The organism is Cupriavidus sp. JZ107, assembly GCF_053903255.1.
In genome coordinates this window covers 927019-949284 of sequence record NZ_CP096480.1, presented here as the reverse complement: position 1 = coordinate 949284, position 22266 = coordinate 927019, and the positions used below count along the sequence as shown (strand labels likewise).

Sequence of the window (22266 nt, the reverse complement as noted above, 5' to 3'; positions counted from 1 at the left end):
ACGCCCCACCGCACGAGCGCACGAGTGCACGAGCACGCGAATGCACGAACGCCCGGGCGCCTGTGCGCGCAGAAGCCTTCCAGCCTAACGCCCCATTAAGGAGACCCGCCCTTGAACCCTTCCCGAAAAATCGCCCTCGTCACCGGCGCCGGCAGCGGCGTTGGCCGCCTCAGCGCTATCGCCTTGCTGGAGGACGGCTGGACCGTCGTGCTGGCCGGCCGCCGGGCCGAACCGCTGCAAGCGTTGGCCGCCCAGGCGGCCGCGCGTGGCCAGCGCGCGGTGGCCGTGCCGACCGACGTCACCGATCCCGCCAGCGTGCAGGCGTTGTTCGACACCATCGAACAGGAATTCGGCCGGCTGGACCTGCTGTTCAACAACGCCGGAGTCAATGCCCCCGCCGTGCCGATGGACGAGCTGCCGCTGGACGCCTGGTTCAACGTCATCAATACCAACACCACCGGCGTCTTCCTTCGCGCCCGCGCTGCCTTCGGCCTGATGCGCCGCCAATCGCCGCAGGGCGGACGGATCATCAATAACGGCTCCATCTCGGCGCACACGCCGCGCCCCTACACGGCGCCCTATACCGCGAGCAAGCACGCCGTCACGGGCCTGACCAAGGCACTCGCATTGGATGGCCGCGCGTTCAACATCGTGGCCGGCCAGATCGACATCGGCAACGCGCTGACCGAGCTGTCGGAGCGGATGACGCGCGGCGTGCTGCAGGCAAACGGCACGACCGCGCCGGAACCGATGATGGACGCCGGCCACGTCGCCAATGCCGTCCGACATATGGCATCGCTGCCGCTCGATGCGAACGTGCTGACCATGACCGTGATGGCCAGTGCGATGCCCTTCGTCGGACGCGGCTGATATCGCTTGACGCGCCCCGGCGCCCCCCCCCTTGCCCGGCGTCCGAAGGGCGCAGCACCAGAGTTGACACCACAGTTGACCGGAAACAGAGGAGACACCCATGCCATTGACCAAACTGATCGCAACCGTTGCTGTCCCAGCCGCCTTGATCCTGGGAGCCAGCCTATCGTCGGCACAAACACAGAACTACCCCACCCGCCCAGTCACCATCATCGTGCCCGCACCGGCCGGAGGCGGCATCGATCTGATCGCCCGCGTCGTCGGAGAAAAGCTGGCGGTGAAGCTTGGGCAGCCCTTTATCGTCGAGAACCGTCCGGGCGCATCGAACAATCTGGGCACCGCCGTGCTGGCCAATGCCAGGCCGGACGGCTACACGATCGGCATCGTGGGCGGCAGCCACAACATCAATAAATACCTGTTCAAGAATCTGGGCTGGGATCCGGAGAAGAGCTTCGAGCCGATCGTCTATACCCACGTGATTCCGCTGGTGTTCGCGGTCAATCCGAAAATTCCCGCCAAATCAGTGCCCGAACTGGTCAATTGGATGAAGGCCAATCCGGGCGAGGCCAAGGTCGCGACTTCCGGACGCGGCAGCGCCCAGGAGATGGCCGCGGAAATGTTCCGCATGGTCAGCGGCGCCAACATGCTGCTGATTCCGTACAAGGGCTCGTCCGCCGCCCATCCGGACCTGGTGGCCGGACGCACGGTGCTGTTCATCGACACCATCAGCGCGATCCAGGAACAGGTGAAAGCCGGCAATGTCCGCGCGCTGGCCGTTTCGACCCGGAACCGTTCCAAGGCGCTGCCCAATGTCCCGACCGCGGAAGAGCAAGGACTGAAGGGCTATGACGCCAATACCAATGGCGGCTTCCTGGCGCCCGCGGGTACGCCCAAGGAGATCGTCGCCAAGCTCAATACCGAGATCAATGCGGCCTTGAAGCTGCCCGAGGTGCGCGCCAAGCTCGAAGCGGCGGGCATCGAGATCCAGGGCGGCACGCCGCAGGAATACGCGGCGCTGATCCATTCCGATCTGGCCAAATGGGGGAAGGTGGTCAAGCAGGCCGGCATTCAGCAGGAATAGCGCTCGTCAAGCAAATCAATCGATCAATCGAGGCTTTCCCGCAGCCCACGTTTGGTCATCGACGAATGCCTTTCCCACGTAGAATTGGCGGCCGCCGCCATGTATCGGCGCAATGTCTTTACATTTGGCATGCACGTCGATCTCCTTACCCTTTACCACCTTGCCATCGGAACGCTCCTTGTCAGTGCGGGCATGATCTTCTGGGAGCGTCGGGCCAGCCCCGAGCGCAGCAGGGAATTGCGAATGCTGGCGGCGGGGTTCGCGACGCTGGCAATCGGCTGCGCGGCGGTGTTGTTCCGCCGCGATCTGCCCGGGGCCATCGGTTCGGCTGTCAGCAACCTGCTTGTGCTGACCGGCTATCTTCTGGTGCTGCGCGGCGTCGCATCGTTGAACGGCCGGGAATACCGGGCCGGCTCGATCGGGCTGTTGATCGTGATGGCGCTGGTGTGGGTCGGATGGGGCCCGCAATATCGCGAGTTCGTATGGAGCCACGTCAGTTCTGTGCCAATCGCGATCATCAGCGCCTTGACGGCTTGGGAGATGTGGCGATGCGAGGCGATGAAGGCATTGCACTCGCGGCGCATCGTCGTGATCGTGGCCGGCATCCATGCCGCGGTTTACGCGGCCAGAAGTTTCTTGCTGCCCTGGTTGGTGGCTGCGTACGGCCCATCGGTGCAGTCGATTGCCAGCAAGATCACGATCTACGAGGGCGTGCTGTATTCAGTCATCTTGCCGATGGCGCTGCTGAAATTGATCCGCGACGAATCGCACGGGCAGCTGTTGCGGCAATCGCAGACCGACTATTTGACCGGGCTTGGCAATCGCCGATGGTTCTTTGAACACGGCGCGCGGATCGTCGATCGCTGCAAGGAGGGGCCGGTGTCCGTCCTGGCTTTCGACCTGGATCATTTCAAGGCCATCAACGACCGACACGGGCACGAGACGGGCGACCGGGTGCTGAAGTCCTTCGCCGAGATTGCGCAGGGCGTGCTAGGGCCGGATGCGGTTCTGGCGCGCATCGGTGGGGAGGAATTCGCCGCGCTGCTGTATGGCGCCGACGCAGGGCGCGCCAAGGCGCTGGCAGAGACCGTCGTCCGGCGTTTTGCCGAGGCTATCCCGGGCCGCAGCGGCAGCGCGGCGATTCGGACCACGGTCAGCGTTGGCGGCGCGCAGTTCCACGACGAGGCGCCCGCGCTGGTCGATCGCCTTGCGGCCGCGGACCGCGCCTTGTATCGGGCCAAGTCCATGGGCGGCAACCGGGTCGAAATGGCGGAAGCCGACGCGATCGAGGCCTGAAACGGCGCCCTCTTTTCCTCTAAGGTTTTTCCTTAGATCTTTCCCCCTAAAGTTTCCCTCTTCCCTGCCGTCAATCCGCGTTGGGGGTAAAAAACGGACCATTGCAGTCCGGCCGCCAACTCGCCCTGACGCGGGGCGCCAATCCACAACAACAGGGGAGCGGAGGGAGAAATGCATATCGGAAACTGGTCCATCCGGGCGAGGCTGACCGCGTGCTTCGGCGCGGTGTTGCTGGTACTGGCAATCGCGCTGGGCATGGGCGTCACGCAGTTGCGGGCCATCGGCGAGGCAGCGCATTCGGCCGAGGCCGGGGCCGTTACCGCGGCCAAGGGCCCAGCCGCCGTGACTCAGCTGGAACAACAAATCACCACCACCACCGAATGGATGGCCGGCCTGGGCATCGCCGCCCTGCTGCTGGCGGTGGCAAGCGTCCACGCGCTGTCCAGGGGCATCCAGCAGCCGCTGGCCGAGGCCGAGCTGATCGCCGAGACGGTCGCCGCCGGCGACCTCAGCCAGGAATTCGAGACCGAGCGCAGCGGTCCCTTCGGCCCCCTGCTCGGCGGGCTCGGCCGGATGGAGGACATGCTGACCGACCTCATTACGCGGATCAAGACGTCCACCGATTCGATTACCGAGGCCTCGCACCGGATCGCGGCCGGCAATACCGATCTGTCGCAGCGCACCGAACAGCAGGCGGCGACGCTCGAAGAAACGGCGTCCAGCATGAGCGAGCTGACTGCGATGGTGCAGCAAAACACCGAGCGCGCCCGCGAAGCCAACCGCTTCGCGCAGTCGGCATCGGGCATCGCCGAGCGCGGCGGTGAGGTGATGACAGCCGTGGTCGACACGATGCAGGCGATCGACACCAGCTCCAAGAAGGTGGCCGATATCGTCGACGTGATCCAGGGCATCGCCTTCCAGACCAATATCCTGGCGCTGAACGCCGCCGTGGAAGCGGCACGCGCCGGCGAACAAGGCCGCGGGTTCGCGGTGGTGGCCGGTGAAGTGCGCACGCTGGCCCAGCGCAGTGCGGCGGCGGCGCGCGAGATCAAGGACCTGATCGACGACTCGGTGCAGCAGGTCGGCAGCGGCTCGACGCTGGTCGGCAAGGCCGGTCAGACAATGCAGGAAATCGTCGGGGCCGTTCGGCACGTGACGACGCTGCTGGGCGAAATCGGTACCGCGTCCGAGCATCAAAGCAGCGGTATTGCTCAGGTGGCCGAGGCGGTCACGCAGATGGATACAGTGACGCAGCAGAATGCCGCGCTGGTCGAACAGGCCGCCGCGGCGTCGAACGCGCTGGCCGACGAGGCCCGCGAGCTGCAAAGCGTGGTGGCGCGATTCCGGCTGGAGGCCGGCCCTGCCCCGATGTCGGCGTCGCGGGAGCCGTCGCTTCAATTGGCCGCGGCGCGATAACCGACGACGTAGCCCTATCCGCTCAGCCCGTGCCGGATCGCCAATTCCACAGGCGAGTAGGCGCCATCTTCCCGCTCCAGCTGTAGCGGCTCCCGCGGCAGCAACGGCGGCTGCGCCATGAAGCGCGGCGTCGTGCCGCGATGGGGCTGGGCGGAATGCACCAGGAACGGGTGGCACAGGTACACCGTTCCTGCGGCGCCGGCGACCAGGACCTCTGGACGCCCTTCCGTCTCAGGCAACCGGCCGACGATTTCGCGCAATGTCAGTCCGGCGTCTCCGGCAGGCGCGAGCATCCTCGCGACATCCAGATGCGAGCCGATTCGAATGCGGGTTGGCGCGTCGTGCTCGCTGACGTCCGAGAACAGGAACAGCATCAGCAGCGCCCTCCCCTTCGAACCGACATTGGCGCGCCACTCCATGAAGTCGGGATTGTCCCAGCCGAAACTGACGTCGACGTGCCAGCCGGCATCGCCGGGATCCTCCGGCGAGGGAAAGCGAACGGGGAAGGTGCCCATCGCGTTGCAAGGCAGCCAGCGCCCGGCGCCGATCAGCTGATCGAACGCCTGGCGCAACACGGGCGTGTTTGCGGCCTCGATAAACGGCGGCTGGGAATACATGCCGAGGCGGATCACGGGCTTGGTCCAACTCGAAGGATCGGTAGGATCGCAGCCCGTGTCCCGCCACAGGATTGCCCTTGCCTCCTCCGCCACCGCACGGGGAAAGGCACCGTCGATCCGGATAAAGCCCTGATCGATAAAATTGCGGATCTGCACCTGGCTCAGTGCTGCGCCTGCTCGGCCGTCGCCCTGCATCGCCTTCCCTTTACCGTAGTTCGAGAAGCACGATTGTAAGACCCGGCATGGCCAGGTCCTACGAGAAGCGCCCTACTTCACCGGCGTCAGAATCGGCGCGCCCTGCTTCTTAAGCAGGAACACGACGAACTTCGCCGGTTGCGTCTTGCTGGCGTTGCGCCCCACCGTGTGGATATCGTTCGGCCCTTCGTGGAAGGTCTCGCCCGCCTTCAGCGTGACCTCCTTGCCGCCCTTGACGCCCATCACGATGCTGCCCTCGAGCACATAGACGAAGCCGTGGGCGTCGTGGCGATGCACGGGGTCGGCGCCGCCGGGCGCGTAATCGACGACGATCATCTCGACTTCCTTGCCGGGGTATTCGGGCAACGGCTGCGTCAGCAGCGGCTTGACCGAGACGCCTTCCCCGGCCGCGGCGGCGGGCTGTCCCACCATCAGCGACGAGAGCAGCAGCGTTGCCGCAAAGGCAGTGACTGGTTTCATGGTTTCACTCCGGATTCTTGGACAGTTCCTCAAACCGACACCGTAATGACGGTATGCATACCCTCGCGGGCGATCTTTGCGTAGGGACAAAGCCGTTCGGTATGGCGGACCAGTTCTTCGGCGACCGGCTTGTCGACACCGGGCATCCGGATATGGATGTCGGCAATCAGCGCATAGCCGCCGTCGGTGGGATCGCGGCCGAACGACACCTTGACCGCGACGGTCGCGGCCGCAATGTCGATCTGCTCGCGCTGGGCCAGCAGGCTCAAGGCGCCGTGGAAGCAGGCCGCGAAGCCTGCCGCGAAAAGCTGTTCGGGATTGGTGCCGCCGCCCGGGCCGCCGAGTGCCGCCGGCAAGCGCAGGTCGAGATGCAGGTTGCCATCGTCCGATCGCGCGACGCCCGATGCGCGGCCATGCCCCGCCTCGCCTCCCGACACCGTGACGGTCGTCGTGTACAGCGCGGCAAAGTCACTGCCGCGATAGCGATCGAGCAGCGTCAGCGGCGGCGGCTTCAGCCCCTTGGTTGTCATAGGGCCTCCGCGCCTACTTGACCTGCGATTGGCGCATCCATTCCTCGAAGCTGATGCGCCCCAGATGGGCCTGTCCCTCCGGCACCAGCGAACCCGTCTGCAATTCGGCGCCGAAATAGCGAGCAGCGGGATCGACCTTGACCGTGCGCGAATCTCCGATCGCCTGCAGATAGCGCTGCACGATGTCGCTCATCTTGAACGGTTCCGGGCCGGCGATCTCGACGATGCCGTTCGCGGGCGCGGCCAGCGCGCAATCGGCCACGGCCTGCGCGACGTCTTCCGACGAAATCGGCTGGATCAGCGCGGGCGACAACCGGATCGTGTCGCCCTGCGCCGCCGCTTGCGCGATGCCGCCGAGAAACTCCAGGAACTGCGTCGAGCGGACGATCGTATAGGGCACGCCGGACTCGCGGATCAGGGTCTCCTGCGCGAGCTTGGCGCGGAAGTAACCGTTCTGCGGAAGCCTGTCGGTGCCGACCACCGACAACGCAACGTGGTGTGCGACGCCCGCTTCCTTCTCGGCGGCAGCCAGGTTGCGCCCCGATGTCTCGAAGAAATGCAGTACCGCGGCGTCCTCGAACGATGGCGAATTGGCGACGTCCACCACCACCTGCGCGCCGGCCAGCGCCTGCGCGAGCCCTTCGCCGGTCAAGGCGTTGACGCCGGTTTGCGGCGCCGCGGCGAGTACCTGATGCCCCTCGCTCGATAGCCTCGCCACGACTTTCTTGCCGATCAGGCCCGTGCCGCCAATGACAACGATCTTCATGATGCTTCTCCCTGCTGTGAGTGGAAGTGGAACAACTTCACGCTCATGCTAGGGGTCGTGCATCGCGCGCACCAGACCGATGCCGAAACCACGGTGTTTCCCGATCGGCACCAATCGGAGCGGGCAGACCGGAGCAGGCAGACCGCTCGAAAGCAATGCGCGGATCAGCGATTGACCTTCAACCGGTATTCGCTGGGCGAGAGCCCGAAGTGCCGGTGGAAAGCGACCCGCATGCGTTCCTCGCTGCCAAAACCGCATTCGCGCGCAATCTGGTCGACCGGCTTGTCGATGTCCTGCAGCATGCCGCGCGCCGCTTCCATGCGGAAGTGCTCGACGCCCTTGGCCGGCGTGCGGCCGGTCTTTTCCTTGTAGACCCGCGCGAAGTTACGCGGGCTCATGCCGACGCGATCGGCCAGTTGTTCGACCGACAGGTCTTCTCGCGACAGATTCTGGGCGATCCACAAATGCAGCGTCTCGAAGACCGGCACCTGCCGGCTCTGCGCGATCAGCATTTCGCTGAGCTGCGGCTGCGCGCCTGGGCGCTTCATGTAGACCGCGAGTTCCTTGGCGACACTGAGAGCGACCTCGTGGCCGCAATCGGCCTCGACCATGGCCAGCGCCAGATCGATGCCGGTGGTAACGCCCGCGGACGTCCACAGGTTCTGCTGCTGGACGAAGATCGCATCGGCGTCCAGATCGACCATGGGGAACATCTCGTGGAACCGGGCCAGCATCGCCCAATGCGTGGTGGCGCGCTTGCCATCGAGCAGGCCGGCGTGTGCCAGCAGGAATGCCCCGCTGCAGACCGAGGCCGTCCGCCGAACCTTGCCGGACACCGTGCGCAGCCATGCGATCAGCGAGCCGGATTCTTTCGCCACCTGCAGGATCTTCGGCGAGCCCGGCACGATCACCGTATCGACGGTGCGCGGGTCCAGGCTGTCGAGCGCCACCGTCTGCATCGCCGTGCCCTCGACCGCCGGCACGGCACCGCCGAACTCGCTGGCGACATGGCAGCGATATTCCGTCATGCCGCGCTCGCGCGCGTACTGCGATGCGGCCCAGAACACGGTCTGAGGACCGGCGAAATCGAGCAGGCTGACATCGGGATACAGCACGAACACGACGTTGCGCGGCGTTGGTTCGATGGTCGCGGAGACGGGGAGAGAAGAATTCAATTCCATGGCAACCGGGAAGGAGACACCGGATGTTATGTCCCGCCGATGATCGCGTGCAAGATCGCATCAATGTGGCAATGCGGCAAAGCGACGCCGTTTCCATTCCTGCACCAATCGCGAGCGCGCATCGCTATTCGCCTGGAGACGGGATGGCAGCCTGGCAGAAATTCAGGGAACGCTGTCATTTACGGTACAGCGACGCCTGATTAGCATCCAGGCACGCCATATCTCTGCGCGGCCATGCATTGAGGGAGTGCTGAAATGAACCAATCGGAAACAGCGGAACGCGCCTTTCGCCTCAGCCTGCCCAATCGCGCGGACGCACTGTCCACCAGCTTCGCGGCCAGCTATGCCGGCATCATGGCCTTCATGGCGGTGGCCAGCGAGGGCAGCTTTGCCAAGGCCGGCGAGCGCCTGGGCATCGGCCGCTCGGCCGTCAGCCGCAACGTGCAGAAGCTGGAGACCCAGCTCAGCACGCGGCTGTTTCTTCGTACGACCCGTACCACGCAGCTGACCCGCGAAGGTCAGCGATTCTTCGAAAACTGCCATCAGGGCGTCACGCATATCGTCGAAGCGATGAACGACATGCTGGAGCTACGGGAGGGCCCGCCGCGCGGCCTGATCCGCATCAGTTCGACGGTGGGATTCGGCCGCAAGATCGTCGCCCCGTTGCTGGAGCGCTTCATGAAGGCCTATCCGGATATCGCGATCGATCTGCTGCTCGACGACAAACCCACGGATTTCGCCTCCGAGCAGATCGACGTGGCATTTCGCAATGGCCGCATCGAGGACTCGAGCATCATCGCCAAACGACTGATTCCGATGCAGATGGCATTGTGCGCATCGCCCGCCTATGCGGCCGCGCGCGGATTGCCGCACACGCTCGAACAATTATCGGAGCACGACTGCATCAATTTCCGCTTTGCCAGCGGGCGGATATTCGAATGGGAGTTCAAGGTCGACGGCAATGTGCGCAAGCTCATGCCGACGGCACGGCTGACCTTCAACGACGCCGACCTGGTGCTCGATGCGGTGCTGCAGGGCTGGGGCATCGCGCAGATGGCCGGATACCAGATCTGCGGCCACCTCGCGAACAAGGAATTGGTCGTCGCGCTGGGCCGGCATGCGCCGGACGATCGCGGCCACTACATCTGCTACCTCAGCCGGCAGCACCTGCCAACCCGCATCCGCGTCTTTATCGACTTCATGACCGAGCAGATCCGCGCGCTGGATCTCAATTGCCTGACCGAATTCAACGACGAAACGTTGGGACAGGAATTGGCGGCTTGAAACCCAGTCTTTCGGCCCAGCGCGCTTCACTAGTCCCTATCGTCCGACAAAGCGCGGCACGCGTTTCTCCTTCCACGCCAGCGCGCCCTCCTTGATGTCCTCCGATTGCACCGAGCGCTGCATGTCGGCGGTCAACGCCTCGACGTCCAGCACGCCGCGCGCGATCGCGTTCAAATGCTTCTTCATGCCGTACACCGAGATCGGCGCCAGCGAAGCGATGGTGGAAGACAGCTGCTCGACGCGCGCGCGCAGCGCGGCGGCCGGCACCAGCTCGGTCAGGAAGCCGCATCGGAACATCGCCTCGGCATCGATCTTCTCGGCGGTCAGGAACAGATGCTTGGCGGCGTTCAGTCCCAGCCGGGTGACATAGCGCTCCATGCCCCGCTGGTAGAAATGCAGGCCCAGCCGGGCGGCCGGCATGAACATCTCGGTGGCAAGCGTGCCGATCCGGAAGTCGCAGGCGAGCGCGAGATCGGTGCCGCCGCCATAGACGCCGCCGTGAATCTCGGCAATCGTCACGGGGCGGCAGTCCTCCAGCGCATTGACCAGCGGCTCGAACCCGGCGCCGCGCTGCCCTGCGGCCAGCTTGCCGATATCGAAACCGCTGCAGAAATACTTGCCGCTGCCGCGGATGCGCAGCACCAGCACGTCGGCCTCGTTCACCGTGTCGACATGCTGGCGCAGCGCGGCCAGGTCGTCCGGGCCCAGCCGGTTGGCGACGTCCGGCCGGCTAAGCGTGATGGTGGCGATGCGGTCTTCGATCTGGAGGATGGGGAGCGATCCGGTGTCTGACATGGGCTGACCTTGCAATGAGAGGGAATAGTCGAATCAAGGGGAAGGAATTGCGCCTATGCGCTTGCCAGCGCGGCGTCGAAGCGGTCGATCCGCGCCTGGGCAAAGGCGGGACGGGCCTGCACCCGCTGCCACCAGTCGGCCACGGCGGGAGCGGAATCCGCTGACAGCGCATTGACATCGAGTTCGGCGAGCCGCGCGACGAACGGCACGGCGGCGATATCGGCCAGCGTGTAGCGATCGCCAAGCAACCAAGGACCGCCATCCGCCAGCATCGCCTCCATCTTCGGCACGATGGCCTTCAGCTGGTCCAGCGCGGCGCGCTTCTCGTCGTCGGTATAGGGCTGTCGTGCGACGCGCCGCCACGCCTCGCGCCGCTGCGCGGTCGGCACGCGGGCCAGCCGTTCGGCCAGCTCGGCATCGGTCCATTGCGACGCCTGCGCCTGGAACACCAGGCTCCAGTTCAGAATCAGCAGGTTCGGCAGCGCGCGCTCGTCGGTCCAGCGAATGAAATTGCGCATCACGGCGCGCCGGTAGGGATCGTCCGGCCGCAGCGGCGGCTCCGGCTGCGTGTCGTCGAGGTATTCGCAGATGGTGCTGCTTTCGTGCAGCGCCCTGCCGTCGTCCAGCACCAGCCCCGGCACCACGCCGTTGGGGTTCACGGCCAGGTAAGCCGCGGAATGATGCTCCTGCCGGCGCATGTCGACCGGCACGCTGTCGTAGCCGATGCCTTTCTCCGCAAGGCACAGGCGCACCCGCCGCGACGCGCTGGACAGCCAGCTGTGATAGAGCTTCATGCCGATTCTCCTGGCACCACCGGCGATGCCGGTTCGATTGATCGTTGGGTCTAAGGAATCAGCACCACGGCGCCGCTGGTCTGCCGGGCCTCGAGCCGCCGGTGGGCCTCGCGCGCATCGGCAAAGGGAAAGCGCTGCCCCACTTCAAGCCGGACATGGCCGGCGGCAACCGCTTCGGTCAACGCCGCCATGCCGTTGCGTAACGAGGCGGCATCGGCGATGAAGGTGCGCAGCGTGGGACGACAGACCATCAGCGACTTCGCATGCAGCAATTGCAGGTCGAACGCCTCGACGTCGCCCGATGCGGTGCCGTAGTTGATCGCCATGCCGAGCGGCCGCAGGCACGACAGCGACGGCACAAACACGTCCTTGCCGACCGCGTCATAGACCACCGCGACGCCGCGGCCATCGGTCAGCTCCAGCGTGCGCGCGACGAAATCTTCCCGACGGTAGTCGATGACGTGATGACAGCCATGGGCCAGCGCAATTTCGCGCTTGGCCTCCGAGCCGACCGTGCCGATCACGGTTGCACCCAGCGCCCTCGCCCATTGGCACAGGATCACGCCCATGCCGCCGGCGGCCGCATGCACCAGTACCGCATCACCCGGTTGAACCGGTGAAATCCGGCGCAGCAGATATTCCGCGGTCAGGCCACGCAGCAGCGTGGCGCCCGCCACGTCTTCGGGGATCTGCGGCGGCAACGGCACCACGCGCGCCGCGGGGACGTTGCGCACCACCTGATACGCCCCCGGCTGAAAACACCCGACCGATTGGCCAACCTCCAGCCCCTCAACGCCCGGCCCCAACGCCTCGATCCGCCCCGCCCCCTGCGAACCGAGGATGACGGGGAACGACGTCGGCTGATGGGGACCATGGCTGCCGCGCCGTTGATAGATGTCCGCGAAATTCACGCCGATCGCGCTCTGCCGGATCTGGACTTCGCCCTCGCCCGGCGGTGGCACCGCGACCTCGATGAATTCCAGCGCGTCCGGGCCGCCCTTCTTCTGTATTTGTATTGCCAATGTCTGCATACGTTTCCTTGATAGTGGAAGCGCGGCCATAGCCTACAAGGCACATTTGGCTATCGGGTCGTTGTCGAAACGCGCGATCCCCGGCCTGCCCGGAGCCCTGTCCAGCGCAAAGTCTAGGACACCATTCTTGCATCCGCATCCATATAACCCCCTATTCGTATACAGATGATTTGTGTGCGTATACTCGCTTGCACCCAGTCTCCGCTCAATCACCGCCTCCCCCAACCATGCCCCCATCCGATTCCCAACTGCCTCTGCACGGCATCAACGTCCTCGACCTGACGGTCGCCCGCGCCGGCCCGGCCGCGGTCCGGCTGCTGTCCGACTGGGGCGCCAATGTCATTCGCCTCGAGCCCCCGCCGCCGAAGGACCACGGTTCGGTGACCGGCCAGCGCCGCGGCTCGGACGAGCAGAACCTTCACCGCAACAAGCGCAGCATGTGCGTGGACCTGAAGACGCCGGAAGGGGCGCAGATCCTGGCGCGACTGCTCGAGAGCACCGACGTGGTGGTCGAGAACTTCCGTTCGGTGGTCAAGGCCAGGCTCGGGCTGACGTACGAGGCGCTGAGCGCGCGCAATCCGCGCGTGATCCTGGCCAGCATCTCGGGCTTCGGCCAGGACGGCCCATACAGCGAACGGCCCGGGGTCGACCAGATCGTCCAGGGCATGTGCGGCCTGAGCTCGGTGACCGGCGAGCCCGGGCGCGGGCCGGTCCGTGTCGGCATCGCGATCTCCGATACGACGGCAGGCATGTTCCTGGGCCAGGGGATTCTGCTGGCGCTGTTCCACCGCGAACGGACCGGGCGAGGCCAATGGGTCCACACCTCGCTGATCGAATCGATGCTGAACAAGCTCGATTTCCAGGCGGCGCGCTACACCGTCGACGGCGAAGTGCCGACGCAGCAAGGCAACGCGCATCCGACGCTGGTGCCGATGGGCACCTATCGCGCCAGCGACGGGCTCGTCAATATCGCGGCCAGCACGCAGCGGATGTGGACCAACTTCTGCCAGGTGCTGCAGGCGCACGATCTGCTCGACCACGCCGACTATCGCGACGCGCGATCGCGTGCCCGCAACCGGACGCGGCTCGACGAAGCGATCGAGGCCTACACCTCGCGTTTTACCTGCGCGGAACTGATGGCGCGGCTCAATCCGGCCGGCGTGCCTTGCGGCCCCGTCCTCGATATCGGCCAGGCGTTCGAGGACCCGCAGGTACGCCATCTCGGCATGACGCGGTCCGTGCGTCATCCGGTGCTCGGCGAACTGGACCTGCTGCGCTCCCCGATCAATCTGTCCGCCGCGCCCCACCCGGAGCGCTTTGCGCGCGCTGCGCCGGACCCGGGCGAGCAGACCGACGAGCTGCTCGGCGAGTTGGGCTTTGCGCCGGAGCTGATCGCGCAGTGGCGCGACAAGGGCGCGATCGCCTGACGAATAGGCCTGACGAATAGGCCTGACGATCGCCCTGACGAACGATGTGGGGCCGCAGAGCCCGATCGACCCATACAACACGACAAGGAGACACCGATGCACAGCCATTCCACCCGGACTGTCACGTCCTTCGCGGCCCTGGCGGCCGTGGGGCTGATCGGCACTGCCGCATCCGGCCACGCGATGGCCGACGGCTATCCGAACAAGCCGATCCGGCTGGTGATTGGTTACACGCCGGCCGGCGCGGCCGACTTCGTTGCACGCGTCGTCGGCGAGGCGATGTCCAAGGAGCTGGGGCAACCGGTCGTCGTCGAGAACAAGCCCGGCGCCGGCAGCACGCTCGCATCGGCATGGCTGGCGCAGGCGCCGGCGGACGGCTATACCCTCGGGCTCGCTACCGCGACGATCTATGGCATGGACCAGCACCTGTACAAGGTCAAGTACAAGCCCGACAGCTTCACGCCGATTACCCGGCTGACCATCTCGCCGCTGATCCTGGCCGTCAACAAGGACCTCGGCATCGCCGATGTCAAGACGCTGGCCGCCAAGGCCAAGGCGAATCCGGGCAAGTTCAACTATGCGTCGTCAGGCATCGGCGGCTCACCGCATGTCGCGGGGCTGTCGTTCGCGAATGCGATCGGCGTCGACATGACGCACGTGCCGTACAAGGGCGGCGCGCCGGCCTTGCAGGCGGTGGCCGCGGGCGAAGTGGAGTTTTCCTTCGGCACGGCGTCGTCGGTGCTGCCGCTCGGCACGCAGGGTGTGGTCAAGATGATCGGCGTCACCACGCCGCAGCGTTCCGCGGTGGCGCCGGGCCTGCCGACCATTGCGGAGTTGGGATTGCCGGGCTTCGACTACACCTTCTGGTTCGGGCTGTTCGGACCGGCGGGACTGCCCAAGGACGTGACAGACAAGCTCTATGCGGCCGCTACCAAGGTGCTGGCCGACCCGGCGATTCGCACGCGTCTTGTCGACAACGGCAGCGAGCCCGCGCCGTCGCGCTCGCCGGCGGAGTTCAAGCAATGGGCACAGCAGGATGGCAAGGTCGCGCTGCAACGCACGGTGCAGGCCGGTGTGAAGATCGACTGAACGTCGACTGAATGGTCGATTGAATGGTCGACTGAATCGCGGCGCGCATCCAGGCGCGCCCTCCTTCAGCGCGGCGCCTTGGCGCCGACCGCCTCGTCCGGCATCGACGCGATCATGTCCGCGTAGACGTTGCCGCCGGTCGAGATATGCTCGACCATCGCGCGCGCCGCCGCCTCTTCATCGCCGCGCAGGATCGCTTCCATTACCGCGCCGTGCTCTTCGAGCGAGGCGCGAATGCGCGCGGGCTTCTCGAAGCGGTAGTCGCGCATGCCGCGCATGCGGGCGCGCATCGTGCGGATCTGCGCGCTGAGGATCTCGTTGCGGCAGGCATCGTAGATGACCGCGTGGAACCCGTCGTTGGCCTCGCGATAGCGGTCCGCGCTGGCCTGCGCCGCGGCCTGCTGGCAAGCCGCGTAGGCCTCGCGCAGTGCCTCCCGTTCGGATTCGGTGATGCGCCGCGCCGCCAGCTGGGCCGCCAATGCCTCGAGCTGGACCAGGATCTCGCTCATCGCGACGTATTCGCGCAGCGTGATCGCCGATACGATCGCGCCGCGGCGCGGCACCAGGTCCACCAGCCCCGCCGACGCCAGCCGGATCAATGCCTCCCGCACCGGCGTACGCGATACCGAGAAACGCGACAGCAATTGCTGCTCGTCGAGTTGGGCGCCGCTGGCCAGCTTGCCGGAGAGGATCTCCTGTTCGATGGTGGCGCGGATCGTTTCCGCCAGACTCGTTCGCTCTTCGGGCATGCGGCAGGGACATCGGTTTGAGTGGGGCCAATTCTACTACGGCGCCCCTCGAAAACGGCTTTTTTGCATGCACTGCGACGCGTTGTGTGTACGGAGCGGAAGACAGCCGCTCCGTACACAGCGGATTCCACGGTTCGAGCGTTTTTACCGCCGCATGCAATTTTTTCGCCGGCGGGCACGCTCGCGAAGGCCGTCGTCGCGGGCGCCCTGCGTTCGCGGGCCTCGTTGCACCGCCTGGCGGCGCGCGGGACCGAGCTGGGCGTGGATATTGCTGAACGAGGCATACCCATCCACGATCAAGGGAGAACATGCCATGCCCATTCGTATCATTCGCACCAAAGCACTCAGCGTCCTCGGTACCGCCGCCTGCTCCCTGCTGCTGTCCTCGGCGGTGATGGCGCAGGGCACCAGCACCGCGCCGAAGAACACGGCGCCCGGCAATATGCCCGCCACGACCGCAACGGATGAGAGCGGCACGCGGGGCACCGCCCGCGATACCAGCAAGCTTGTGCGCGCCGACCGCAGCTTCCTCGAGAACGCAGCACAAGGCGGCCTGGCCGAGGTCGAAGGCAGCAAGCTGGCCGAACAGAAGGCCTCCAGCGCCGACGTCAAAACCTTCGCGGCCCGCATGGTCAAGGACCACACCACGGTCAACGAGGAGCTGACCAAGCTGGCCTCGAGCAAGGGCTATACGCCGCCGACCGAACCGTCGGTCGTGCAGCGCACCGAGCTCAAGGGACTCAGCGCCCTGGACGGCGAGCGCTTCGACAAGATGTACGCCAGCCGGATCGGCGTCGCCGCGCATGAAAAGACGGTCAAGCTGTTCCAGGAAGCAGCCAAGAACGCGAAGGATCCCGACATCAAGGCCTTTGCCGCCAAACACGTGCCGGATCTGGAGCAGCATCTGCAAATGGCGCGCGACTTGAACAAGAAGGTCGGTAACGACAAGTAAGCCCTCGTCCGGCCGGTAACGCGGGCAGGCCGCCGTCGATGGCCAGCATCGGCAGCCACATCGTCGCCAGATAGGCCGCTACCTGCAAATTCGGCGGCATCGCGGCGGCGGCCTGCAAACCCAGCGCGCACAGCGCCGGCATCGCCACGACCATCGCGGCGATCCGCAGCGCCACGCCGATCGTCCCGTCGCGTGTCGACGCACGCGGCAGTCCGCAACCGAGCATCATTGCGGCGCTGCTGACCGGAAAGGCGCGCAGATGGTCGGCCGTCCATTGCCCGAAGACGGTCGGGTCGATCCACGGCCCCGAGGTGGCGCAGCGCTGCAGGTAGAGCGTGGCGCCGTGCCACTGGCCATCGAGCGCGAGATCGGCAGCCATCGCGCCGGCCGCGATGGCAATGGCGAGGGACAGGCGAGCCCTCAATCCGATGCCGCCCCGCCATGGCAGCAGTGGCCGGCCTGAGCCGGCGCAGCATCCTGTACCGCCAAGCCCTCCGTGCCGCAGCAGTTGCCCGGCAGCACCGGCGCCTGCACGCCGCTGTGGTTGCAGCATCCGCCCTTCCACCAGCGCGCGCCCTCGCCTTCGCAGTACTTCGCATCGGCATCGACCATCCGCATGAACATCGGGTGGTAGTTGCGGCAGACCTCCAGCTCCGTCTTGACCCAGTGCAGCGGGTCCTTCGCATAGTGCGACCAGTAGTCGCCCTGCATATTGATGCCGGGCACGGCAGGGTTCCAGCTCTCGTCGAGCCACAGGTCGGGGTCGCCGTACTTCGCGCACAGCTTGCGGATCGCGGGATCGTCGAGCGCCAGCAGCCGGCCGTTCTCGATGATGTTCTCGTTGTCGCCGGACCGTTCGGTCGTGTACGTCGGGAAGTAGAGGTGCAGGTGCCAATGGCCGACCAGGTGCCCCATCCTGGCGGCCTCGCGCTCGGCCATCGACGAGATGATGGTGCCGAAGCCCATATGGATGACGCCGGAGCGCACGCGTTCGTACAGGCAATTGACGAAGCCCGACGGAAAGTCCTTGCGCGGCCGATGGATATGCGGATTGGTGCCGATCGACGCCTCCCACCAGTACATCAGGCCCTTGTCCGGGAAGGTCGGATACTGGATATCCCTGGTCTGCTCCATCACGTTGCGCAGCTTGTCGCCGAAGTCGCCGCCGGCGTTGATGCGCGTGATCTTCGAATTCTCGACGACGAGCTGGGTCCAGTCGCACGGGGCGATATGGTTGGTGGTGCCGGCGATCACGCCGCAGCCGTCCTCCTTGAACGGATGGAACATCCACGGACGCCCGGTGATATGGCCCGGCAGATAGGTCTTGCCGAAATGCTCGTTGCCGCGCCAGGTCGCCGCGGTCAGGTCGGGGTGATAGAACTCGCGCCGCGCGTCCCAGTAGTCGTCGTGATTGGTGAAGCTGATGTCGGTGCCTTCGGGGTCCGTAATGCGGGCTCGCCGCGCGGTACGGATCCGATCCCAGGTCCAGCGGTCGATCGCGTTGATCACCTCGATCGGCATCGCGTGCGCCGGTGAGGCGAGGATTTCCGGCGTGATGAACGGCATGCGCTGGATCTTGATGAAGCGCTCGGCCAGCACCGGGCCGCCGTAGCCCATCAGGATCTTGTCGTACTGCTGCTTCTTCTCTTCCTCCTCCCACATGTCCATCCACTGCGCCAGCTCGCGCGTGCGGAACAGGTAGTAGTCGACCTCGTCGGCGCCGACCCAGGTCGGGATCGGACCGCGATCGACCTTCTGGATCTCGTACTTGACCTTGTACTTCTCGAGGATGCGCTGGCACGCCTGGATCGTCAGCTCGCTGTGCCAGTTGTCGACGCGCAGCAGCACGCGCTCGCCCTCCTTCAGGTCCCAGCAGGCATTGAGCCCGTGGTTGTACGGACGACGCGCGACATGCTCGAGATACGGCAGCAGCTGGTCGGCATCGGTGATCTCGACGAACGGCGGGCAGCGCGGACGGCGACTGTCCTTCAGCGGCGGACGGTCGTAGTGCGGCAGTCCGCTGCGATCGTCGGCGGCGGGCGAACGGGTATCCGGGCTGGGGCTGAGATTGCGGTTGGCGTTGGTGGTGAGGTTCGCGGTCATATCTGTCTCGGTTTTTGTGATGGATCGAGGGGCGTAGAGAATCCGGCGATGCGAAGATCCGGCGCTCAATCGACGCTCGCCCCGGAGCGCTTGACCAGCGCCCCCCAGCGCTCGTATTCGGCGCGGACGAATTGCGCGAAGGCCGCGCTCGACTGCGGCACCGGTTCGGCGCCGCGGTCCAGCAGTTGCTGCCGCAGCGCGGGGTCGGCCAGCGCCTTCTGGATCGCGGCCTGGACCTTGGCGACCACCTCCGGTGGCGTGCCCTTCGGCACGAAGATGCCGTCCCACGCGCTGACCTCGAAGCCGGCCACGCCCTGCTCCGCCACGGTTGGCACATTGGGGAAGCTCGACACGCGCTGTGCCGTCGTCACGGCAAGCCCCTGCAACTTGCCGCCGCGCACCGCCGGCATGACGTTGGGCATCACCTCGATCATCAGGTCGACCTGGCCACCCATCAGGTCGGTCAGCGCCAGTGCGCCGCCGCGGTACGGCACATGCACCATCGCAACGCCGGTCGACGCCTTCAGCAGTTCGGACGCCAGATGCGAGGTGGTGCCATTGCCGGCCGACGCGACCGTGTATTTGCCGGGATTGGCCTTGAGCGCCTGCAGCAGCTCCGGGAAGGTCTTCGCGGGAAAGCCGGGACGCGTAACCACCATCGTCGCAATACGCGTCAATTGCGCGACGGGCACGAAGTCCTGCATCGCGTCGAAGCCGGTGCGCTTGTACAGCGCGTGATTGATGGCGAAGGTGCCATTGGTGCCATACAGCAGCGTGTAGCCGTCCGGCGCCGCCTTGGCCGCGGCCTGCGAGCCGATATTGCCGCCGGCGCCGGCCACGTTCTCGATCACCAGCGTCTGGCCCAGCTCCTTGCCGACGCGGGTCATCACCAGGCGCGCCAGCGTGTCGCCGCCACCGCCGGCCGGAAATGGCACGATCAGGCGGATCGCCTTCGACGGATACGGCTCGGACGCGGCGAGCGTGGGCGCGGCACCCGCCAGCAGCCCGGACGCGATGGCGATGGCCACCGCTCGGCGGCGCAGGGAAATGGCGGGGAAGCGGGCGAGCAAGCGGGCGGGCGAACGCGAGGCTCGCCGCCCCGGAATCCGGGATGGCACGGTCTTGTCTCCTGTTCGGCATTTAGGCGATGTTTGCATGCAAACATGCTTACCTATGCCTTGTATTATCGATCCAGCCTTATTTTTGCATGCAGTATTGGCGATGCAGCGAGCTGCGTCAAGCCGTCCCCGTGTCATAATGAAGCCCGGCAAGTTCGCCCTAATGCACTTTTTACCGATGGCCTCTCAGATCGAACGCGTGACGATGGAATTGCGGCGCCGCATCCTGGCGGGCGAGCTGCAGGCCGGCGAACGGATCCGCGAGGTGCAGTTCTCCGGCGAACTGGGCGTGTCGCGCACCCCGCTACGACTGGCGCTGGGCGAGCTGGAAAAGGAAGGACTACTGGAGCGGCTGCCCACGCGCGGCTTCCGCGTGCGTCAGGTCACGCTGGACGAAGTGGCGATGGCGATCGACGTGCGCGGCACGCTCGAAGGGATGGCGGCCCGGCTGCTGGCCGAGCACGGCGTCACCAGGGAGGTATTGGAGGAGCTGCAGGCCTGCGTCGACGAAGGGCGCGTGCTGGTCGAACAGGCGCTGCTCGGCCGCGATACGCCGGTCGATACCGCACGCTGGGCCGCAATGAATGCGCGCTTTCATCGCGCGCTGGTGGAAGGCGCGGCCAATCCCGCGCTGGCCTCGGCGCTCGACCATATCGCCAAGACCCCGATGGCCGGCCCCGGCGCGCTTGGCGCGGCGGGCGTGCAGCCGTCGCTCGAACTGGCCTTCGTGCAGCGGGCCCAGTTCGATCACGAGGATGTGGTGCGGGCCATCGTCGCGCATGAAGGGGCACGGGCCGAAGCGCTGATGCGCGAGCACGCGCGCCGCAGCCGCGACAACAAGCGCGCGCTGGTGCAGGGGCTGCATCCGGCCACGTAGCGGGCCAGCGCCCGGCTCGCCTCGCCTGGCCTCGCCTTGCTTCGCTTCGCCGTGCCCTGCCGTGCCCTGCCGTGCCGTTCCGTGCCGTTCCGTGCCGTTCCGTTCCGTGCCGTGCCGTGCCGTGCCGTGCCGTGCCGTGCCGTGCCTTACAGCATATGGGCCAGAAACTCGCGCGTGCGGGGATGCTGCGGCGCGCGGAAGAACTCCTCGGACGGCGCGCTCTCGACGATGCGGCCCTGGTCCATGAACACGACCCGGTGCGCGACCTCGCGCGCGAAGCCCATTTCGTGCGTGACCACCAGCATCGTCATATGGTCGTCCGCCAACTGCCGCATCGTGCGCAGCACCTCGCCGGTCAGCTCCGGGTCCAGCGCCGAGGTCGGTTCGTCGAACAGCATGATGTCGGGCTCCATCGCCAGCGCACGCGCGATGGCCACGCGCTGCTTCTGCCCGCCCGACAGCCGCGACGGGTAGTTGTCGCGCTTGTCCAGCAGCCCTACCTTGCGCAGCAGCGCATCGGCGGTCGGCACGATGGCCTCGCGCGCGATGCCCTTGACCGTCATCGGCGCCTCGATGATGTTCTGCAGCACCGTCATGTGCGGGAACAGATTGAACGACTGGAACACCATGCCCATCTTGCGGCAGATGCGGCGTACCTCGGCGTCCGAGACATAACGGCTGCGCTGGTCCGCGCCGGGCTCGGCCAGCGTCTCGCCCTCGATCTCGATGCTGCCGCCGTCGATCGTCTCGAGATGGTTCAGGCAGCGCAGCAGCGTGCTTTTGCCCGAGCCGGACGGCCCGATCACCGCCACCACCTCGCCCTTGCGCAGCGTCAGCGAGACGCCGTGCAGCACGCGATTGGCGCCGAAAGACTTGACGATGTCGCTGGCGCGGATCATCACCGGGCGCTGCTGCGCGTCGCCGCCGTCCGTCAGCGGCTCATTGATCGTGTGCGGCATAGCGTTTTTCCAGGCTTTGGAACATCCAGGTCAGCAGCAGCGTCATCAGCAGATAGAAGGCCGCGGCGACCAGGAAAGGCGTGGTGGTGAAGTCGCGCTGCACGATGCCGCGCGCGGTGCGCAGGATGTCGTTCAGCGCCAGCACGTAGATCAGCGACGTGTCCTTGACCAGCGTGATGGTCTCGTTGCTGACCGGCGGCAGCACGCGCCGCACCATCTGCGGCAGCACCACGCGGCGCATCGTCTGCAGGTAGGTCATGCCCAGCGCCTTGCTGGCTTCGTACTGGCCGCGGTCCACGGACTGGATGCCGGCGCGGAAGATCTCGGCGAAATACGCCGCGTAGTTCAACGCAAAGGCCACCACCGCCGCGGGGAAGTCCGGCAGGCGCACGCCGACCACCGGCAGCAACGGCAGCGCGAAATAGACGAACAGCAGCTGCAGCATCAGCGGCGTGCCGCGCATCAGCCAGATATAGCCGTTGACGGCGACGCTCAGCGGCCGCCATGCCGACAGCCGCGCCAGTGCCAGCGCCAGCCCCAGCGGCACCGACAGCGCCAGCGTGATGAAGAACAGCGAGAGCGTGATCCGCGCGCCCTGCGCCATCGGTCCCAGCAGGGAGAGAACGTAGTCCATGGATCGAAACCCGGCGCGCGGG

23 protein-coding genes are annotated in these 22266 nt (G+C 66.1%); 9 read left to right on the top strand and 14 right to left on the bottom strand.

All coding sequences use genetic code 11. From position 1 onward, the window contains the following. The first annotated feature begins 111 nt into the window (after nt 1-111). The 4 genes from M1D55_RS04075 (at nt 112) to M1D55_RS04060 (ending at nt 4663) form a co-directional block, all read left to right on the top strand. Nucleotides 112-870, top strand: coding sequence for an SDR family oxidoreductase (locus tag M1D55_RS04075; protein WP_456281194.1), 759 nt, complete (start codon nt 112-114; stop codon nt 868-870). A gap of 100 nt (nt 871-970) precedes the next feature. Continuing rightward, a complete protein-coding gene (locus M1D55_RS04070; RefSeq protein WP_456281193.1) occupies nt 971-1951 on the top strand; it encodes a Bug family tripartite tricarboxylate transporter substrate binding protein in 981 nt (326 codons plus the stop codon). 129 nt (nt 1952-2080) lie between these two features. After that, nucleotides 2081-3247, top strand: a complete 1167-nt coding sequence (locus M1D55_RS04065) for a diguanylate cyclase (RefSeq protein WP_456281300.1) — start codon at nt 2081-2083, stop codon at nt 3245-3247. Between the two features lie 171 nt (nt 3248-3418). Beyond that, the gene (locus M1D55_RS04060) at nt 3419-4663 is read left to right on the top strand and encodes a methyl-accepting chemotaxis protein (RefSeq protein ID WP_456281192.1); all 1245 of its coding nucleotides are present in this window, start codon (nt 3419-3421) and stop codon (nt 4661-4663) included. Between the two features lie 14 nt (nt 4664-4677). Here the strand turns inward: M1D55_RS04060 and M1D55_RS04055 are convergent, their stop codons facing one another. The 5 genes from M1D55_RS04055 to M1D55_RS04035 all read right to left on the bottom strand — a co-directional run bounded on the left by M1D55_RS04055 (nt 4678) and on the right by M1D55_RS04035 (nt 8432). Further along, nucleotides 4678-5475 (bottom strand): phytanoyl-CoA dioxygenase family protein, encoded by a 798-nt coding sequence (locus M1D55_RS04055; protein ID WP_456281191.1) that lies wholly within the window; start codon nt 5473-5475, stop codon nt 4678-4680. 72 nt (nt 5476-5547) lie between these two features. After that, a complete protein-coding gene (locus M1D55_RS04050; protein ID WP_456281190.1) occupies nt 5548-5955 on the bottom strand; it encodes a cupin domain-containing protein in 408 nt (135 codons plus the stop codon). Nucleotides 5956-5984: 29 nt separating this feature from the next. Beyond that, the gene (locus tag M1D55_RS04045; protein ID WP_456281189.1) at nt 5985-6485 is read right to left on the bottom strand and encodes an Ohr family peroxiredoxin; all 501 of its coding nucleotides are present in this window, start codon (nt 6483-6485) and stop codon (nt 5985-5987) included. Between the two features lie 13 nt (nt 6486-6498). Beyond that, nucleotides 6499-7251, bottom strand: a complete 753-nt coding sequence (locus tag M1D55_RS04040) for an SDR family oxidoreductase (protein ID WP_456281188.1) — start codon at nt 7249-7251, stop codon at nt 6499-6501. A gap of 164 nt (nt 7252-7415) precedes the next feature. Next, entirely contained in the window at nt 7416-8432 is a 1017-nt protein-coding gene (locus M1D55_RS04035) for a GlxA family transcriptional regulator (protein WP_053823806.1), read from the bottom strand. A 255-nt stretch (nt 8433-8687) separates the two neighbouring features. Between M1D55_RS04035 and M1D55_RS04030 the strand changes: the two genes are divergently transcribed. Beyond that, nucleotides 8688-9716 carry a LysR family transcriptional regulator gene (locus M1D55_RS04030; RefSeq protein ID WP_456281187.1) on the top strand — a complete coding sequence of 343 codons (1029 nt, stop codon included), beginning with the start codon at nt 8688-8690 and terminating at the stop codon, nt 9714-9716. Between the two features lie 36 nt (nt 9717-9752). Here the strand turns inward: M1D55_RS04030 and M1D55_RS04025 are convergent, their stop codons facing one another. From M1D55_RS04025 to M1D55_RS04015, 3 genes are read right to left on the bottom strand one after another with little or no spacing between them, the layout of a single operon-like run. Beyond that, a complete protein-coding gene (locus M1D55_RS04025) occupies nt 9753-10511 on the bottom strand; it encodes an enoyl-CoA hydratase/isomerase family protein (RefSeq protein ID WP_456281186.1) in 759 nt (252 codons plus the stop codon). 53 nt (nt 10512-10564) lie between these two features. Next, nucleotides 10565-11305 carry a glutathione S-transferase family protein gene (locus M1D55_RS04020; RefSeq protein ID WP_456281185.1) on the bottom strand — a complete coding sequence of 247 codons (741 nt, stop codon included), beginning with the start codon at nt 11303-11305 and terminating at the stop codon, nt 10565-10567. Between the two features lie 50 nt (nt 11306-11355). Beyond that, nucleotides 11356-12336, bottom strand: coding sequence for a quinone oxidoreductase family protein (locus M1D55_RS04015; RefSeq protein WP_456281184.1), 981 nt, complete (start codon nt 12334-12336; stop codon nt 11356-11358). Between the two features lie 227 nt (nt 12337-12563). Here M1D55_RS04015 and M1D55_RS04010 point away from each other — a divergent pair, with 227 nt between their 5' ends. Both M1D55_RS04010 and M1D55_RS04005 read left to right on the top strand, forming a co-directional pair. After that, on the top strand, nt 12564-13763 hold the full coding sequence (locus M1D55_RS04010; RefSeq protein ID WP_456281183.1) for a CaiB/BaiF CoA transferase family protein: 1200 nt from the start codon (nt 12564-12566) through the stop codon (nt 13761-13763). Between the two features lie 96 nt (nt 13764-13859). Further along, nucleotides 13860-14852 (top strand): Bug family tripartite tricarboxylate transporter substrate binding protein, encoded by a 993-nt coding sequence (locus M1D55_RS04005; protein ID WP_064575481.1) that lies wholly within the window; start codon nt 13860-13862, stop codon nt 14850-14852. Between the two features lie 65 nt (nt 14853-14917). Here the strand turns inward: M1D55_RS04005 and M1D55_RS04000 are convergent, their stop codons facing one another. Then, entirely contained in the window at nt 14918-15601 is a 684-nt protein-coding gene (locus M1D55_RS04000; RefSeq protein WP_023265109.1) for a GntR family transcriptional regulator, read from the bottom strand. Between the two features lie 313 nt (nt 15602-15914). Between M1D55_RS04000 and M1D55_RS03995 the strand changes: the two genes are divergently transcribed. Continuing rightward, a complete protein-coding gene (locus M1D55_RS03995) occupies nt 15915-16553 on the top strand; it encodes a DUF4142 domain-containing protein (RefSeq protein WP_456281182.1) in 639 nt (212 codons plus the stop codon). On the opposite strand, the gene M1D55_RS03990 is transcribed toward M1D55_RS03995, so the two are convergent. From M1D55_RS03990 to M1D55_RS03980, 3 genes are all read right to left on the bottom strand, one after another. Continuing rightward, a complete protein-coding gene (locus M1D55_RS03990; RefSeq protein ID WP_156526506.1) occupies nt 16462-16932 on the bottom strand; it encodes a hypothetical protein in 471 nt (156 codons plus the stop codon). The two genes, M1D55_RS03995 and M1D55_RS03990, sit on opposite strands and share 92 nt — an antisense overlap. A gap of 41 nt (nt 16933-16973) precedes the next feature. Further along, nucleotides 16974-18656 (bottom strand): hypothetical protein, encoded by a 1683-nt coding sequence (locus M1D55_RS03985; RefSeq protein ID WP_456281181.1) that lies wholly within the window; start codon nt 18654-18656, stop codon nt 16974-16976. Nucleotides 18657-18721: 65 nt separating this feature from the next. Beyond that, nucleotides 18722-19684 (bottom strand): Bug family tripartite tricarboxylate transporter substrate binding protein, encoded by a 963-nt coding sequence (locus M1D55_RS03980; RefSeq protein ID WP_456281299.1) that lies wholly within the window; start codon nt 19682-19684, stop codon nt 18722-18724. Between the two features lie 268 nt (nt 19685-19952). On the opposite strand from M1D55_RS03980, the gene M1D55_RS03975 reads away from it, so the two are divergent. Further along, nucleotides 19953-20651: a GntR family transcriptional regulator gene (locus tag M1D55_RS03975; protein WP_064575488.1), complete on the top strand. Its 699-nt coding sequence runs from the start codon at nt 19953-19955 to the stop codon at nt 20649-20651. 146 nt (nt 20652-20797) lie between these two features. Here the strand turns inward: M1D55_RS03975 and M1D55_RS03970 are convergent, their stop codons facing one another. Together M1D55_RS03970 and M1D55_RS03965 are read right to left on the bottom strand one after the other, a co-directional pair. Next, complete coding sequence (locus M1D55_RS03970; RefSeq protein ID WP_456281298.1) at nt 20798-21550, bottom strand: amino acid ABC transporter ATP-binding protein; 753 nt, start codon at nt 21548-21550, stop codon at nt 20798-20800. A 40-nt stretch (nt 21551-21590) separates the two neighbouring features. Further along, the gene (locus M1D55_RS03965) at nt 21591-22244 is read right to left on the bottom strand and encodes an amino acid ABC transporter permease (protein WP_006576339.1); all 654 of its coding nucleotides are present in this window, start codon (nt 22242-22244) and stop codon (nt 21591-21593) included. Nucleotides 22245-22266 lie beyond the last annotated feature (22 nt).